14 protein-coding genes are annotated in these 15,219 nt (G+C 63.4%); 4 read left to right on the forward strand and 10 right to left on the reverse strand.

Translation table 11 applies throughout. The annotated features are described in order from the left end of the window. Window positions 1–45 precede the first annotated feature (45 nt). Window positions 46–1,086, forward strand: a complete 1,041-nt coding sequence (locus D3227_RS11025; protein ID WP_120014144.1) for a heme-dependent oxidative N-demethylase family protein — start codon at window positions 46–48, stop codon at window positions 1,084–1,086. A 52-nt stretch (window positions 1,087–1,138) separates the two neighbouring features. Here D3227_RS11025 and D3227_RS11030 read toward each other — a convergent pair whose 3' ends face one another. Next, window positions 1,139–1,855, reverse strand: a complete 717-nt coding sequence (locus tag D3227_RS11030; RefSeq protein WP_120014145.1) for a helix-turn-helix domain-containing protein — start codon at window positions 1,853–1,855, stop codon at window positions 1,139–1,141. Window positions 1,856–2,113: 258 nt separating this feature from the next. On the opposite strand from D3227_RS11030, the gene D3227_RS11035 reads away from it, so the two are divergent. Further along, window positions 2,114–3,472 carry an NAD(P)-binding domain-containing protein gene (locus tag D3227_RS11035; protein ID WP_120014146.1) on the forward strand — a complete coding sequence of 453 codons (1,359 nt, stop codon included), beginning with the start codon at window positions 2,114–2,116 and terminating at the stop codon, window positions 3,470–3,472. A gap of 16 nt (window positions 3,473–3,488) precedes the next feature. Here D3227_RS11035 and D3227_RS11040 read toward each other — a convergent pair whose 3' ends face one another. The 3 genes from D3227_RS11040 to D3227_RS11050 all read right to left on the reverse strand — a co-directional run bounded on the left by D3227_RS11040 (window position 3,489) and on the right by D3227_RS11050 (window position 7,596). Further along, the gene (locus D3227_RS11040) at window positions 3,489–5,468 is read right to left on the reverse strand and encodes an ABC transporter permease (RefSeq protein ID WP_120014147.1); all 1,980 of its coding nucleotides are present in this window, start codon (window positions 5,466–5,468) and stop codon (window positions 3,489–3,491) included. Beyond that, window positions 5,465–6,544, reverse strand: coding sequence for a quaternary amine ABC transporter ATP-binding protein (locus tag D3227_RS11045; protein WP_120014148.1), 1,080 nt, complete (start codon window positions 6,542–6,544; stop codon window positions 5,465–5,467). The genes D3227_RS11040 and D3227_RS11045 overlap by 4 nt, the downstream gene beginning before the upstream one ends. A gap of 77 nt (window positions 6,545–6,621) precedes the next feature. Continuing rightward, window positions 6,622–7,596: an ABC transporter substrate-binding protein gene (locus D3227_RS11050; protein WP_120014149.1), complete on the reverse strand. Its 975-nt coding sequence runs from the start codon at window positions 7,594–7,596 to the stop codon at window positions 6,622–6,624. On the opposite strand from D3227_RS11050, the gene D3227_RS41545 reads away from it, so the two are divergent. Continuing rightward, window positions 7,595–7,753 carry a hypothetical protein gene (locus D3227_RS41545; RefSeq protein WP_167480666.1) on the forward strand — a complete coding sequence of 53 codons (159 nt, stop codon included), beginning with the start codon at window positions 7,595–7,597 and terminating at the stop codon, window positions 7,751–7,753. The two genes, D3227_RS11050 and D3227_RS41545, sit on opposite strands and share 2 nt — an antisense overlap. Before the next feature lie 262 nt (window positions 7,754–8,015). On the opposite strand, the gene D3227_RS11055 is transcribed toward D3227_RS41545, so the two are convergent. The 5 genes from D3227_RS11055 to D3227_RS11075 form a co-directional block, all read right to left on the reverse strand. Then, on the reverse strand, window positions 8,016–8,801 hold the full coding sequence (locus D3227_RS11055) for a glucose 1-dehydrogenase (protein ID WP_120014150.1): 786 nt from the start codon (window positions 8,799–8,801) through the stop codon (window positions 8,016–8,018). Window positions 8,802–8,812: 11 nt separating this feature from the next. Continuing rightward, window positions 8,813–9,577, reverse strand: a complete 765-nt coding sequence (locus D3227_RS11060) for an SDR family oxidoreductase (RefSeq protein ID WP_120014151.1) — start codon at window positions 9,575–9,577, stop codon at window positions 8,813–8,815. A gap of 125 nt (window positions 9,578–9,702) precedes the next feature. Beyond that, window positions 9,703–11,211: a sugar ABC transporter ATP-binding protein gene (locus tag D3227_RS11065; RefSeq protein WP_120014152.1), complete on the reverse strand. Its 1,509-nt coding sequence runs from the start codon at window positions 11,209–11,211 to the stop codon at window positions 9,703–9,705. A 25-nt stretch (window positions 11,212–11,236) separates the two neighbouring features. Next, window positions 11,237–12,175 carry a sugar ABC transporter substrate-binding protein gene (locus D3227_RS11070; RefSeq protein WP_120014153.1) on the reverse strand — a complete coding sequence of 313 codons (939 nt, stop codon included), beginning with the start codon at window positions 12,173–12,175 and terminating at the stop codon, window positions 11,237–11,239. A 134-nt stretch (window positions 12,176–12,309) separates the two neighbouring features. Further along, entirely contained in the window at window positions 12,310–13,293 is a 984-nt protein-coding gene (locus D3227_RS11075) for an ABC transporter permease (RefSeq protein WP_120014309.1), read from the reverse strand. Window positions 13,294–13,531: 238 nt separating this feature from the next. Between D3227_RS11075 and D3227_RS11080 the strand changes: the two genes are divergently transcribed. Continuing rightward, window positions 13,532–14,494 carry a sugar-binding transcriptional regulator gene (locus tag D3227_RS11080; protein ID WP_120014154.1) on the forward strand — a complete coding sequence of 321 codons (963 nt, stop codon included), beginning with the start codon at window positions 13,532–13,534 and terminating at the stop codon, window positions 14,492–14,494. A 30-nt stretch (window positions 14,495–14,524) separates the two neighbouring features. On the opposite strand, the gene D3227_RS11085 is transcribed toward D3227_RS11080, so the two are convergent. Next, on the reverse strand, window positions 14,525–15,127 hold the full coding sequence (locus tag D3227_RS11085) for a hypothetical protein (protein WP_120014155.1): 603 nt from the start codon (window positions 15,125–15,127) through the stop codon (window positions 14,525–14,527). Between the last annotated feature and the right edge of the window lie 92 nt (window positions 15,128–15,219).

Consider the following 15,219-nt stretch of genomic DNA (forward strand, 5'->3'; position numbering starts at 1 on the left):
GGATGTCGCGTTCAACCCGAACGCATCCCGCTCTAGGAGGAAATCATGGGCATCACCTTTCGCAAGGAAACCTTCCGCGACGACTTCACCTTCAGGAACAGCCCGGAGCACATCAGGCGGTTTCCGTTCCCGTTCCACGAAGACAGCTACATGTATGCGGTCAACATCGAGCCGCATGTCGTCGGTCCAAAAGGCAGCGTGCTGGAAAACCTGATCGACGTCGACGAGCACTATGTCGCCGAGATGCAGGATCGCGCACTGGTGCTGGCCGAGGACCCGCTGCGCTGCCAGTCGCTGCCGCACATGACGCTGGCCGGCTGGGATCTGCTCGAGCTGCTGATGGAACAGCAGGCGCTAGGCTATCCCGAGCATTTCACGCTGACCCGCGACGGCGACCGCTGGCGCTGGATCAACCGGCCGCTCGGCATCGACGACACCTTCACCTTCGGCGACACCTCGACGCTGCCTTACGGGCCGATGGAATACATCACCCGGCAGAGCCAGGGCGATTTCTGCATCCTCGACCAGCGCGACGGCAATCTGTGGATGGACGCCGGCATGGTCACCACCCAGGCCGACTGGTCGCTCGATTTCGACATCGGCATGAACTTCTTCGAGTGGCACGCGCCGGTGCCGCTGGCGCATGAGAAGGGCATTTTCATCCGGGCGCTGAAATTCCTCACCAACATCCAGCAGGGCAAGCCGGCACGGCGCCTGAACTGGACGATGACCATCAATCCGCGCCTCGACACCAGCCCCGAGAACTATCACAAATGGGGTCCAGACCGGTCCACGGTGACGCCCGAGAATGTCGGCGACAAGGTGCATCTGCGCGTCGAGCTGCAAAGCTTCTGGCGGCTGCCGCGCTCGAACGGCATCGTCTTCCCGATCCGCTGCTATCTGATCAAGATGGACGAACTGGTGACGCAGCCGAAATGGGCACGGCGCCTGCACCGCGTGATCCGCGACCTGCCCGAGGAACTCGCCACCTACAAGGGCCTGACCCGCTACCGCCCGACGCTGGTCGAATGGCTGTCGAAACTGGACGATGGCAGCCCGACATCGCCAGGGTTTGGGCCAGACTAAAGCTGCCGCCGGCGAAGCTGCCGATCTCCCCCACAAGGGGAGACTGGCCAACTCAACCCGCGCTGCTCTGCGGATAGCAGATGATCGAGAGATAGCGCATCGGCAGTCGCGTCAGTTGTTCCGGCCCGTGCGGCGCGTCGGCGTCGAAGAACAGGCTGTCGCCGGGCTTCATCGGATAGAGGTTGCTGCCGTGCCGGTAAACGACCTCGCCTTCGAGCATGTAGAGGAACTCCATGCCCTCGTGCTGGAAGGTCGGGAACACATCCGAATCCTCGGTCAGCGTGATGAGATAGGGTTCGACGACGACACCGCTGGTGTTGGAGCCGATATGGCCGAGCAGATTGTACTGGTGGCCGGCGCGCGTGCCGCGGCGCTCGACATCGAGGCCTTCGCCGGCCTTGACGAAGACGGCGCTGCGCTCTTCCTCGAAACGGCGGAAGAAGGCGGTGACGGGAACGCCGAGTGCCCTGGACAGCGCCTGCAGCGTCGTCAGCGAGGGCGAGGTGATGCCGTTCTCGATTTTCGACAGCATGCCGAGCGAAATGTCGGTGGCGACCGCCAGATCGGCGACGGTGATGCCGAGCTTCTTGCGAAACGCCCGCACTTCGCGGCCGATTGCCACTTCCAGCACCTTTTCGCGCGTGTCGCGAATGGCGTGCGGGTTCTGGGTCAGCGGCGTGCGGATCGCCGGCCTGTCGCCGGCCTTCGGCAGCGGCTTGGCCTTGGCCGCGGCGACGCCAGGCTTGGGGTCCGAACTCTTCTTCGCCATGCTGCCCCTCGTGCTTCGCGGATTTATTTCACCCAAGGTGAACATATTCGCTGCCGATACAGAAGAGCAACCACCACGGCAAGCCATCCACGGCCGAATTTGTGCGTCGCCCGCCTGCCGCTCACCGATGGCTTTTTCACCGGAACTTGCGTGCGGAACGCGCTTTCCACACAAGGCCTGTTGACAGCACCGAAGGGCCAATTACTGTCCTGTGAGTGAAATTTGTTTCGTTAGGGAAATGAGACCGGGAGGCTCGCCATGAAAACTCGTGTTGCCGTCATCGGAGCCGGACCCTCCGGCCTGGCCCAGCTTCGTGCCTTCAAGTCGGCCGCCGACAAGGGCGCCGAGATTCCGGAAGTCGTCTGTTTCGAAAAGCAGTCCGACTGGGGCGGCCTGTGGAACTACACTTGGCGCACCGGCCTCGACGAGCATGGCGATCCCGTGCACGGCTCGATGTACCGTTACCTCTGGTCGAACGGGCCGAAGGAATGCCTCGAATTCGCCGACTACACGTTCGAGGAGCATTTCGGCCGCCCAATCGGCTCCTACCCGCCGCGCGCCGTTCTGTGGGACTACATCAAGGGCCGTGTCGAGAAGTCAGGCCTGCGCCAATGGGTGCGCTTCAACAGCCCGGTGCGCATGGTGACTTTTTCCGACGAGACCAAGAAGTTCACCGTCACCGCACATGACCGCACCAACGACGTCACCTATTCGGAAGAGTTCGACAACGTCGTCGTCGCCTCCGGACATTTCTCGGTACCGAACGTTCCCTATTTCGAAGGCTTCTCGACCTTCAACGGCCGCATCCTGCACAGCCATGATTTCCGCGACGCCATGGAGTTCAAAGGCAAGGACATATTGATCATCGGCCGTTCCTATTCGGCCGAGGACATCGGTTCGCAATGCTACAAATACGGCGCCAAATCGATCACCTCCAGCTACCGCTCGAAGCCGATGGGCTTCAAATGGCCGGAGAACTGGAAGGAGGTGCCGCTGCTGCAGAAGGTCGTCGGCAAGACAGCGCACTTCAAGGACGGCACCACCAAGGATGTCGACGCCATCATCCTGTGCACCGGCTATCTGCATTCTTTCCCCTTCCTCACCGACGATCTGAAGCTCAAGACCGCCAACCGCATGTGGCCTGACGGCATCTATGAGGGCGTCGTCTGGGAGAGGAACCCGAAGCTGTCCTATATCGGCATGCAGGACCAGTTCTACACCTTCAACATGTTCGACGCGCAGGCCTGGTTCGCGCGCGACGTGATCATGGGCCGTATCAAACTGCCGTCGGCCGAGGCGATGGCGGCGCATGGCGCGAAATGGCGCGCTCGCGAGGAAACACTGGAAGACGCCGAGCAGATGATCTGGTACCAGGGCGACTACACCAAGGAACTGATGGACCAGACCGACTATCCGGGCTTCGACGTCGAAGCGGTCAACCAGACTTTCATGGAGTGGGAGCACCACAAGGTGGAAGACATTATGAGCTTCCGCGACCACGCCTACCGCTCGCTGATGACCGGGACGATGGCGCCGCTGCACCATACGCCCTGGCTGCAGGCACTGGACGATTCCATGGAATCGTATCTGGAAGTGAAAGGCGTCGCGGCGGAATAACCGTCGCGCCTGAGGCCTACCCCAGCCTTGCCCTGGCCTTCGCCGTCCAGGCGCTGAACAGCCGGTCGGCGACGATGCCGATGAAGGCGATGGCGAGACCGGCGACGATGCCGCGGCCGGAATCGGCCTTGGACAGCGCGATGAAAACCTCCTGGCCGAGATCGCGGGTGCCGACCATGGCGCAGATGATGATCATCGCCAGTGCCATCAGGATCGTCTGGTTGACGCCGAGCATGATCTCGGGCAGCGCCAGCGGCAATTGCACGCGAAAGAAGGTCTGGCGCGGCGTGCAGCCGGAGACCTTGGCCGCCTCGATCAGCGCCGGCTGCACTTGGCGGATGCCGTGATTGGTGTAGCGGATCGCCGGCACCACGGCGAAGGCGACGGTGGCGATCATGGCGGTGACGTCGCCGACCCGAAACAGCATCACCACCGGAATGATGAAGCAGAAGGACGGCAGCACCTGCAGCGTGTCGATGATCGGTGTCACGATCTTTTCGAAACGGTCGCTGCGTGACGCCATCAACCCGATCGGAACGCCGATCAGGCACGAGATGAAGGCGGATATGCCGCAGAGATAGACTGTCGCCATGGTCTTTTCCCACAGCCCGGTGATAGCGCAGAAGGCGGTCAGCGCGGCGACCAGGAAGGCCAGGCGGAGGCCGGAGAGCTGGTAGCCGGCAAGGCCGAGCAGGAACACGGCGCCGAGCCACGGAAAGCCCTCGCAGAAGGCGCGCACCGGGTTCAGCACGTTGAGGATCAGCGCCACACGAAACGCCTCGATAGTGTCGAAGAAGTTGATCGTCACCCAGCTCACCGCCGCCTTCCACAAAGGCGCGGTGGTGAAAGTGATCGCCTTCGGCACGGCGGCGAAGGCCGGAACGAACAGGCTGAGCAAGGTGGTGGCGGCAAGGATGGCGACGGCCAGCGTCAGATTGGGATAACGGCGCCAGAAGATCGGACTTGCCGCCTGATAGATCTGGCCCTGCGCGTGGTTGTGGGCGATGGCCTGGCTCAGCCGGTCGAGCGCGATCGCCAGCGCCACGATGGCAAGGCCCGCTTCCATTGCTTCGCCGACCTTCAGTGCTCTCAGCGCCAGGAGCACGTCGTAGCCGAGGCCGCCGGCGCCGATCATCGAGGCGATGATGACCATGTTGAGCGCCAGCATGATGACCTGGTTGACGCCGACCATCAGCGTCGGCCTCGCCGAGGGCAGCAGCACCCGCCACAGTTTCTGCCGTGCCGTGCAGCCGGCCATCTCGCTGAAATCGTCGATCTCCGACGGCACCCTAGCCAGCCCCAGCATCGTTGCCCGCACCATCGGCGGCGTGGCGAAGATGGCGGTGGCGATCATCGCCGACACCGGGCTGTTGCCGAACAGAAGCAGCATCGGGATCAGGTAGGCGAAGGTCGGGATCGTCTGCATAAGGTCAAGCGCTGGGGAGACGATCAGCCGCTCGGCCCATGGCTTGCGCCAGGCCCAGATGCCGACGAACAGGCCGGTGACGATGCAGAACGGCACCGCGATCGAGATCAGCCCGAGCGTCAGCATGGCGCTGGTCCACTGGCCGAACAGCGCGATGTAGGCAAAGCAGCCGCCGACCAGCACGCCAAGCTTCCAGCCCCCGGCGGCGCGTCCGGCCAGGAAGGCGACCGCGCAGACGCCGATCCAGGACAGGCGCGGCAGCACGAAAGCATCCGGGCCGTGGCCGATCTTGAAATTCTTGGCCAGAAGATTGAGTGCGAAATCGAGCGGCACGCCGAGCACGGCGGTGATCGAGCGGGTCAGCCAGGACAGGTTCGACTTTATCCAGCGCATCAGCGCGCTGACCCAGTCGGCGACGGGGACGACCGCCTCGGCCGGATAGTTGACGGCCCAGGGAAGGCTGTCCTGCAGCAGGAACACGGCAAGCACGGCGGCCAGCGCCAAGGCCCAGATCGCCAGCCAGCGTTGAACCGGCGGCCTCATTGCGCTGGCGCTGGCCGTCACCGTCACGTGTCGGCTCCCCGGCGTTCAATGCCGGCCAGCAGGTCGATCACCGCTTGTGGCGTCACTTCGCCGATCGGCTTGCCGCTGCCGTTGACCACAGCGAACGGCTTGCCGGAGGAAACGATACTGGCCGAGAAGCTTGAGATCTTGGCGTCCGGCGCCACCGTGCCGCCGTGCTCCGAGCCGTCGCAGGCGCGCATCAGGCTTCGCGCCGAGATTACCTTGGCGCGGTCGACGTCGCGGGTGAATTCAGCGACATAGTCGGTCGCCGGTTTGACCACCAGCTCCTCCGGCGTGCCGATCTGGATGACCTCGCCGTCCTTCATGATGGCGATGCGGTCGGCCAGCCTGATCGCCTCGTCGAAATCATGGGTGATGAAGACGATGGTCTTGTGCAGCATCGTCTGCAGCCGCATCAGCTCGTCCTGCATCTCGCGGCGGATCAGCGGGTCGAGCGCCGAGAACGGCTCGTCGAGGAACCATATCTCCGGTTTGGTAGCGAGGCTGCGGGCGATGCCGACGCGCTGCTGCTGGCCGCCGGAGAGTTCGCGCGGATAGAAATGCTCGCGGCCGCGCAAGCCGACAAGCTCGATGACCTCCTGCGCCCGTTTCTCGCGCGTCGTCCGGTCCTGTCCCTGGATGCTCAAGGGGAAGGCGATGTTGTCGAGTACGTTGAGATGCGGCAGCAGCGCGAAATTCTGGAACACCATGCCCATGCGGTGGCGGCGCAATTCGATCAAAGCCGCGTCCGAAATCTTGAGCAGGTCCTTGCCTTCGAATTCGACCTTGCCATGCGTCGGCTCGACCAGCCGCGACATGCAGCGCACCAGCGTCGACTTGCCTGAGCCGGACAGGCCCATGATGATGAAGATCTCACCCTGGCGGATTTCGAGATCGACGGCGCGCACAGCGCCGACCAGGCCGGCCGCTGCGATGTCGGCAGGGCTCGCCTTGCCATCGCGCTGGCGAATGAAATCGGCCGCGTTCGATCCGAACAGCTTCCAGACATTGCGGCAGGCAAGTTTTATCGGACGGGCATCCTTGCCCGCTGTCTTCAAAGCCTGGTCAGTCGCTTCCGTCATTCGGTCGTCCTTCTGGAGTATCAAAGATCGAGACCCGGCCGATCAACAGCCGGGTCCCACTTTTCCAGTCGGAACGATCACTGCGCCCAGGCTTTCCAGTCGGCTTCGTGGGCGGCGATCCAGGCGGCGGCGACCTCCTCCGGCGTCTTGCCGTTCAGATCGATGTCGCCGCTCATCTTGTTGAGCTCGTCGGTGTCGATCGTGTAGGCCTTGGCCACCTTGTAGGCGACCGGCCATTTGTCCTTCATGCCGGCCCAGGAGTACTTCCAGATCTCGCCATGCGGCTTGCCGCAATCATACTTGGCGTCCGGGTTCGAGCCCCATTTCGGGTCGGTGTAGCACTCGGGCGTGTATTCGGGGAATTCAACCCATTCGCCCTTGTATTTGGCCGGCGCCCAATGCGGCGAATAGATCCACAGCATGATCGGCGCCTTGCGCTGGTAGGCCGAGTCCAGCTCGGCGAACATCGCTGCATCGGTGCCGGCATGGATGACGGTGAACGGCAGCTTCAGCGCCTCGACGCGTTCGTCGTCAAAACCCTCCCAGGTCACCGGGCCGCCGAGATAGCGCCCCTTCGGCGTCGTCTCGGCTGTCGAGAAGGCCTCGGCGCATTTCGCATCCTTCAGCGCCTCCCAGTTCGGCAGGCCCGGGCATTTCTCCTTCATGTATTCGGGGAACCACCACTCTTCCTTGGCCTTGGGGCCGAGCGCGCCGAGGCGTTCGGTCTGGCCGGTGGCGTCGGAGGCCTTCATGGCCTCGCCGGCCGTCGTGTCCCAGAACTCCAGGCCGACATCGAGATCGCCATTGGTCAGGCCGGTGGTCAGGCTGGAGAGGTAGTCGGCGGTCGGGTATTCGACCGTGTAGCCGAGCTTTTCGAGGATGCCGCCAAGGATCTTGGCGTTGAGGTTGACGCTGGTCCAGTCGAACAGCGCGATCTTGATCGGGTCGTTGGATTCAGGCGCGGCCGCTTGTGCCGTTGATGTGAGGGCACTTGCCGCGGCAAGCGCCAAAACTCCCATTGATGCTGTCGAAATCATGCTCCGAAGTGACATGCTTGTTCTCCTGTCAAGCTCTGGTGAAGATTACCGGTCGTTCCCTTCTTCTCGTCTTTTTCTGATTGTGTTGGAAAAGCTGGTCGTTGCGCAAGCTCGCCGGCACCATAAAGTTGCCGCCGCCGATGCCGGCGCGAAAGAGTGGTGCCAAATTTGATGAAGATGCTGTGCGGTGCCGGGTCATGACATCAGGTGAACAGCTGCCGGGGCAGTCACCTGCGGATCGATCGCCGCTGTTGCGGCGCTCTCAGGCATGCGAGCCATCGATGTCCCATCACCCCAACTATCGGTCGGCAAGCCCGTGTGGCTCACTAAGGCCGTTTCATAGGAAGAAATTATATATACCAACGTTCATGTTGCGCAACGCACAATGCCGTTCGGCGTGATTCAAAATCAGTATCAGACGGCGCTTCGCCGTCCTATGACATGATCAGCCCGCCATCGACATTGATGGTCTGGCCGGTGATGTAGGCCGCATCGTCGCTGGCCAGAAAACTCACCAGGCCGGATACGTCCTCGCTGCTGCCGGCGCGGCCCATGGGAATGTTCTTGACCCATTCGGCCATCAGTTCTCCGGGCTTGTAGTCGCCCATCAGTTTTCCCCAGGCGTCGTCGTTATAGGCCCACATGTCGGTGTCGATGATGCCGGGGCAGATGGCGTTGACGGTGATCTTCTCCTTGGCCACTTCCTTGGCCAGGCTCTGGGTGATGCCGACGACGCCGAACTTCGACGCCGCGTAATGCGGCGTGTAGATAAAACCCTGCCGCGCCTGGCCGGAGGCGGTGTTGATCAGCCGGCCGCCGTCGCCGTGTTTGCGCATGCGCGCGATCGCCTCCTGGCAGCACAGGAACACGCCCTTGGTGTTGACCGCCATCACCTTGTCCCATTCGGCCTCGGTCATCGCCTCGATCCTGGCGATGGTGATGACACCGGCATTCTGGACGGAAATGTCGACGCGGCCGAATTCGCGTTCGGCGAGATCGTAGAGAGCGGCGACCTCGTCCTTCCTGGTCACATCCATGCGCATCGACGCCACGTTGGCGCCCGACGCCTTCAGGCCGGCGGCGACCTCGTCGACACGCGGGTCGATGGCACTGACGACAACCGCCGCACCTTCCGCCGCGAAGCGCTTGGCCATCGCTGCACCGATGCCGCCGCTGGCGCCCGTGATCACCGCTGTTTTTCCCTGGAAACGCTTCTGCACCTTCTTCTCTCCTACCAGCAGACGAAGCCGCCATCGACGATCAGGTCGATGCCGGTGACGAAACTCGAAGCGCGACTGGCCAGGAATACGGTCGGGCCGACCATCTCCTCCGGCGTCGCCATGCGGCCCATCGGCGTGTCGCGCTCGAAGATCTTGACCTGGTCGGCGACCTCGGGCCGCTTGTTCATCGGCGTCAGCGTATAGCCGGGGCTGACGACGTTGACGCGCAGGCCGCGATCCGCCCATTCCATGGCGAGGCTCTTCGACATGTGGATGACGGCAGCCTTCGACGAATTGTAGTGCGCCTGCGTCAGGCCTCGATTGACGATCGAGCCCGACATCGAGGCGATGTTGATGATCGAGCCCTTGCGCCGCTTGAGCATCGCGCGCGCCTCCGCCTGACAGGACAGGAACACGCCGCTGACATTGACGTCGTAGATTTTCTGCCATGTCTCCAGCGGCAGCGTCTCGGCCGGTTCGGCCCCGGCGATGCCGGCATTGTTGACCGCGATGGTCAGTGCCCCGAGTTCGTTTTCGGTACGCTCGACCGCTGCCGCAAGATCGTCTTCCGAGGTCACCGTTCCGGTCAACACCAGCGCCCTGCGGCCAAGCTCCGATATCTTCTGTGCTGTCTCTTCCAGCCCGCCTTTCGAGCTGTGGCCGAAGCAGGCAATGTCGGCGCCGGCTTCGGCGAGCCCAATGGCGATCGCTTGCCCAATGCCGCTGCCGGCTCCCGTTACCAGCGCCACGTCTCCATGAAGATCGAATAATGTCATCGTCGGTTCCTCTCCTCCAACCGCCGGCTCCCGAAATGAAGGGGCGCCAGTCCTGCTGGCGCCCCGCGCGGTCCGGTGCCTGGGAGGGTATCACCTGCTGCGCTTTGTTCCGATTCCTTGCTTTTCTAGCTCGTCGCGAGTTCCATCACCGCGACATTGCTGGCTTCGCTCCGCTCGAGGATACCGCGCTGGCGGCCGCGGCTCAGCACCAGCACGCGATGCGCCAAGCCGAGCACTTCCTCGAGGTCGGAACTCACCACCACCACCGCCATGCCGGAGCGGGCGAGGTCGGCGATCACATCGTAGATCGCGGCACGCGCGCCGACATCGATACCGCGCGTCGGCTCGTCGAGGATGAACACCTTGGGCGGCCGCGACACCCATTTGGCGATAATCACCTTCTGCTGGTTGCCACCGGAAAGTTTTGAGACCGCCTGGTTCGGCCGGCCTTTGACGCCGAGCCTGGAAATGCCGGCCTCCGCGAATTTCTGCACTGCCTTCGGGAATACCCAGCCCTTTGGTGCGACATGGTCGAAATTGCCGAACGCCAGGTTCTCGCCGATGGTCTGGTCGAGCACCACGCCTTGCGCCTTGCGGTCTTCCGGCACCAGCACGACGCCGGCCTTTATCGCCGCCGCCGGGCCGCTGAGATGGATCGGCTTGCCGGCGACACGAACCGAGCCAGACGAGATCGGATCGGCGCCGGCGATCGCCCGCACCAGTTCCGTGCGCCCAGCACCGATCAGCCCGGCAATGCCGAGGATTTCCCCCGATTTCACCGAGAAGGAGACATTGTTGAAGCTCTTTTCCGGCGAGGACAGGTTCTCGACCTCGAGTAGCGTGTCCGTGCCCGGTGGCGACAGCTTCGGGAACATGCGCTCGACGCTGCGGCCGACCATCTGCTCGACCACGGTGCGCACCGGAATGTCGGCGCGCTCGTGGCGGGCGACGATGCGTCCGTCGCGCATCACCACCACGCGGTCGGCGATCTGTGCGATCTCGTCCAGCCGGTGGCTGATATAGATGAAGGACATGCCTTCGGCTTTGAGCTTGCGGATCTGCTGGAACAGCAGCTCGGTTTCTTCGCCGCCGAGCGCCGCCGTCGGTTCGTCGAAGATCAACAACTCGGCATTCAGCGTCAGCGCCTTGGCGATCTCGACCTGCTGCTGGGCGGCGATGCGCAGCGTGCGCACCTTGCGCTCCGGCGAGACGTCGAGGCCGAGCCGCTTCAATTGCGCCGAGGCCTTTGCGTTCATGGTCGCACGGTCGATGCGGCCGCCGCGCATCGGCAGGCGCCCGACATAGACATTCTCCGCCACTGACAGGTCCGGCAGCAGCTTCAATTCCTGATGGATCATGCCGACGCCGGCCTCGATGGCAGCGGCGGGGTTGGCGGGGGAATAAGGCTTCCCCCGCCAGGTGATGCTGCCGGCATCGGGCTTGGTCGAACCGGCGATGATATTCGAGACGGTCGACTTGCCAGCGCCGTTCTCACCGAGTAGCGCCACGACCTCGCCCGGCCGCACCTCGAAGCTCGCATCGGCCAGGACCTGGACCGGTCCGTAGCTCTTGCAGAGGCCGTTGACGAAGAGCCCGTTGTGCGGGCTCCCGTTTTGGCGAGGATCAGGCGACATCGTTGCGCTCGTCAACTATCAAGTCTCAAGGGTGCTTGGCGATGAATTGCTCGACATTGTCCTTGGTGGTCAGCGTCGCGTCCTGCAACTGCTCGGCGGGAATTGTCTCGCCGGCCACCAGCTTGATCGCCGCATCGACGGCGAGCCGGCCCATGCCTTGCGTCTGCTGCGTCGCGGTGACGTCGAACACGCCGTCCTTCAGCGCCTTCAGCGCCGCCACGTCGCCGTCGAAGCCGGCAACCCAGACCTTGTGGCCGGGATTGGCGACCTTGACCGCCTGCGCGGCACCCAGCGCCAGCGCGTCGGCCTGGCCGATGACGATCGAGACATCCGGATGCGACTGCAGCAGGTCCTGCGTCAGCTTGAAGCCTTCGTCCTGGTGCCAGCCTTCGCTCCACAATTCGCCGACCACCTTGATATCAGGATAGGACTTGAGCGCTTCGCCGCAGCCCTTCGAGCGGTCGACTTCCGGTGTCGTGCCCTTCTGGCCGTGGATGATGATCAGCTCGCCCTTGCCGCCGGCCTGCTTGGCGATGTAGTCGCACACCGCTTGCGCCGAGGCGACACTGTTGGTGGCGATGAAGGTGTCGCCCGGCGCGCCATCGGCGTTGCGGTCGACATTGACCACCGGGATGCCGGCGGCCTTGGCCGTCTTGGTCGGCACGGTGGCGGCGGTGGCGCCGGCCGGGATGTAGATCAGCGCGTCGATGTTCTGGGTGATCAGGTCCTGCACCTGGCTGACCTGCGTCGCCGAATCGCCCTTGGCGTCGACGGTGACCACTTCGATGCCCTTTTCCTTGCCGTAGGCTTCGACGGACTGCTTGATCTGGTTGAAGAAGTCGGCCTGCAGGTTGGCTACCGCGAGGCCGAGCTTCTTGGCCTCCTTGGCCGAGGCCATGTCGGTCAGGCCGAGCAGCGGAATGACAGCGGCTGCGGCAAGCAAGAGTGAACGTTTGGTCAGCATGGTTTTCCTCCGTTGATATTCAATCTGTCCCGCCTGCGCAGCTCAGCGCCCCTTGGCCGAACATTCCCAGTTTCGGATCGACCGATCCGTCTATCGCCCAGGCATCCGGGCGAATTCCTATTGCGCCCCGCTCTTCACTGCGCTCTGCGTCGCCAGGTGTCGGTGGCGACCGCCAGCGCGATCACCACGCCGATCACCACCTGCTGGATGAAGGGCGAAACGCCGAGCAGGTTGAGCCCGTTGCGCAGCACGCCTATGATGAGCACGCCGATGGTGGTGCCGCCGATCGAGCCGACGCCGCCCGACAGGCTGGCGCCGCCGATCACCACTGCCGCGATCGTATCCAGCTCGTAGCCGAGACCGGAACTCGGCTGCACGGAATCCAGCCGCGCCGCCAGCACGATGCCGGCGAGACCAGCGAGCACGCCGCAGATCGCGTAGACCCAGTTGGTCAGCGACTTGACCGGAATGCCGGAGAGCCGGGCGACCTCTGCACTGCCGCCGATGGCGTAGAGGCTGCGGCCGGTGGCGCGGTAGTTGAGGAAGATGGCGAAGACGATCGCCAGCACGATCATCAGCCCGACGGTGACCGACAGGAAGCCGAAATGGCGGATGATCGACAGGTTGGTGAACCAGTCGGGGAAACCGACGATCTGCGAGCCGTCGGTGATCATGTTGGCGAGACCGCGCGCCACCGACATCATCGCCAGCGTGGCAATGAATGGCGGCAGCTTCGTCACTGTCACCAGCAGACCCGAGACCAGGCCGCAGAGGCCCGCGACCAGGAGCGCCGCGACGACTCCGGCGGGAACACCCAGATTAAGAAAGTCGGGGTGCGCAACGAAGCCCATCACCATGGAAGCCAGCGCCAGCACCGAGCCGACGGAGAGGTCTATGCCGCCGATCAGGATGACCAGCGTCATGCCGATCGCCATGATGCCGAGCACGGTGATCTGATCGAGCACGTTCAGGATGTTGCGCACCGTCAGGAACGTGTCGGTGGTCAGTGTCAGCGCCAGGCACAGCAGGACAAGGCCGATCAGCGGTCCCATGGTTCCGGCAAACAGCGCCGAAAGCTTGGCGCCGGTCGCGGGCTGCGCACCGGTTCCGGCTTTCAAATCGCTCGCATCGTTGCTCACAGCCACTTCGTCTCCTCCACCAGCAAGCCGGCGATGCGTCGCCGGCTGCCCTTGTTCACCAGGCACCTCCCTGTGAACAATTTATCTTTGATATGCAATTTTGTTCAGCTAAACTGTTCGTCAGAAAATTGTCAAGTGCCGTCGCGCCATTCTGCGGCGGTTTGCGCGGCAATGCAGTTTGCCTTACGGGAGGGCTTGCTGCGGGAGGGCAAGAAAGATGGCGACCATGGAGAACGAGAGAGCCTCGCGCTTTCCGGACGCCGAACTGAAGGCCCGCGCCGCCTGGCACTACTATGTCGAGGGCCTGACGCAGGAGCGGATCTCCGAGATCCTCGGCATCGGCCGCATCAAGGTGCATCGCATCCTCTCGGCCGCCCGCGAGGAGGGGGTCGTCCAGTTCCGCATCCGCGACAGCGTCGTCGAATGCGTGCAGCTCGAGGAGAGCCTGAAGCAGCGCTTCGGCCTCAGCCAGGCTGTGGTGGTGCCGTCGGCCGCCGACCGCAGCAATGCGCCGCTGATGATCGGCCACGCCGCCGCTACCTACCTGGCCGACAATGTGAACATCGGCGATGTCATCGCGCTCGGCTGGGGCCGGACGCTGAAATTCGCCATCAAGGAATTGCCCAGGCGGCCGATCGCCAGAACCACGGTGGTCTCCATGCTGGGCGGCCTCACCCACGCCCAGCCGCTCAACCCGACCGAAAGCGCCTGGGAGTTCGCCGAAAAGATCGGCGCCGAATGTTTCCTTTTGCCGGTGCCGGTCTATGCCGACCGGCCGGAGCAGCGCGACGCCTTCATGAGCCAGCGCAGTGTCCAGGACGTCGTCTTCCGGGCGCGCCGCGCCAACATCGCCGTGCTCAGCGTCGGCTCGTTTTCCAACGACAGCCCGATCGCCAACTACGGCTTCATCAAGCCGAGCGAGCTCGAGGAACTGCAGGCAGCCGGCGCTGTCGGGGATATTCTTTGCCATTTCATCGACGCCGAGGGCCGTCCGGTCGACCATGAGGTCAACCGCCGGGTCTGCGCCTATCCGCTGCAGGACCTCTCCGACATTCCCAGCATCATCCTGGTCTCGGGCGGTCAGGAAAAGGTGGCTATCATGCGTGCTGCGCTCGCCAACACCAAGATATCGGTGCTGATTACCGACGAGGACGCGGCCAAGGGTCTGCTTAGTCGCTAAAGCCTGCCGCTTCCGGCGGGCTCAGGCCTTTCAGAATTCGCAGGGCTTGGGGCGGCTGTCGTCCGACCAGGCCGCGAGATCGATGGGCGTGAATTTCCCTTCGACCGGCTTGCCGTCGTCCAGATCCTGTGAGGCGACGCCCTTGCCGGTGAGAAAATTGATGTCGCAACCGCCGAGCGTCGTCTCGACCGTGCCATCGGATTTCTGGACGTTCCAGTCCCAGTCGCGGCTGTAGCCGGCGACCAGGAATTTTCTCTCGCGATAGACGATTGTCAGCGTCGCTTGCCAGGATTTGTTGGCGCCGCAGCCGAAGCACGAGGTGATGACAAGCGATCCCTTGCCCTTGCTTTCGAGCGCCAGAATCCGGTCCTCCGTAAGCGCTTTCTTCATGAAGTCAGGCTTGCGCGAAGGGTCGAGCTTGCCGTCGCCGGCAGCCAGATAGATGGTAAGGTCCGCCAGCCGGTTGTCGGCACCCTGCGCGATCACGACTCGATCCATCTGGCCGTCAGAGTCGATATCGAGCGCGACCTCGAACGGCGCTTCGCTAGGCTCGTCCTCTGCGAGCGCCGACATCGGGATTGTGGCAAAGGCGAAGATCCAGGGCAGGGCCGCGAGATGAAACGCTGTTTTCATGACCCGCAAATCTAGCATTGGCCGGACAAGACTCAAAAAGCGGCTGCGTGGGCACACAGAACGGCAGAAGTTTCGAGCCTGGAACCGGCCCC

The organism is Mesorhizobium waimense (genome assembly GCF_003601975.1).
Classification (GTDB): Bacteria; Pseudomonadota; Alphaproteobacteria; order Rhizobiales; family Rhizobiaceae; genus Mesorhizobium; species Mesorhizobium waimense.

Coding starts and splice junctions, on each gene's coding strand:
- D3227_RS11025 (WP_120014144.1), top strand. CDS start 46: ATGGGCATCACCTTTCGCAAGGAAACCTTCCGCGACGACTTCACCTTC.
- D3227_RS11030 (WP_120014145.1), bottom strand. CDS start 1,855: ATGGCGAAGAAGAGTTCGGACCCCAAGCCTGGCGTCGCCGCGGCCAAG.
- D3227_RS11035 (WP_120014146.1), top strand. CDS start 2,114: ATGAAAACTCGTGTTGCCGTCATCGGAGCCGGACCCTCCGGCCTGGCC.
- D3227_RS11045 (WP_120014148.1), bottom strand. CDS start 6,544: ATGACGGAAGCGACTGACCAGGCTTTGAAGACAGCGGGCAAGGATGCC.
- D3227_RS41545 (WP_167480666.1), top strand. CDS start 7,595: ATGCTTGTTCTCCTGTCAAGCTCTGGTGAAGATTACCGGTCGTTCCCT.
- D3227_RS11050 (WP_120014149.1), bottom strand. CDS start 7,596: ATGTCACTTCGGAGCATGATTTCGACAGCATCAATGGGAGTTTTGGCG.
- D3227_RS11060 (WP_120014151.1), bottom strand. CDS start 9,577: ATGACATTATTCGATCTTCATGGAGACGTGGCGCTGGTAACGGGAGCC.
- D3227_RS11065 (WP_120014152.1), bottom strand. CDS start 11,211: ATGTCGCCTGATCCTCGCCAAAACGGGAGCCCGCACAACGGGCTCTTC.
- D3227_RS11070 (WP_120014153.1), bottom strand. CDS start 12,175: ATGCTGACCAAACGTTCACTCTTGCTTGCCGCAGCCGCTGTCATTCCG.
- D3227_RS11080 (WP_120014154.1), top strand. CDS start 13,532: ATGGCGACCATGGAGAACGAGAGAGCCTCGCGCTTTCCGGACGCCGAA.
- D3227_RS11085 (WP_120014155.1), bottom strand. CDS start 15,127: ATGAAAACAGCGTTTCATCTCGCGGCCCTGCCCTGGATCTTCGCCTTT.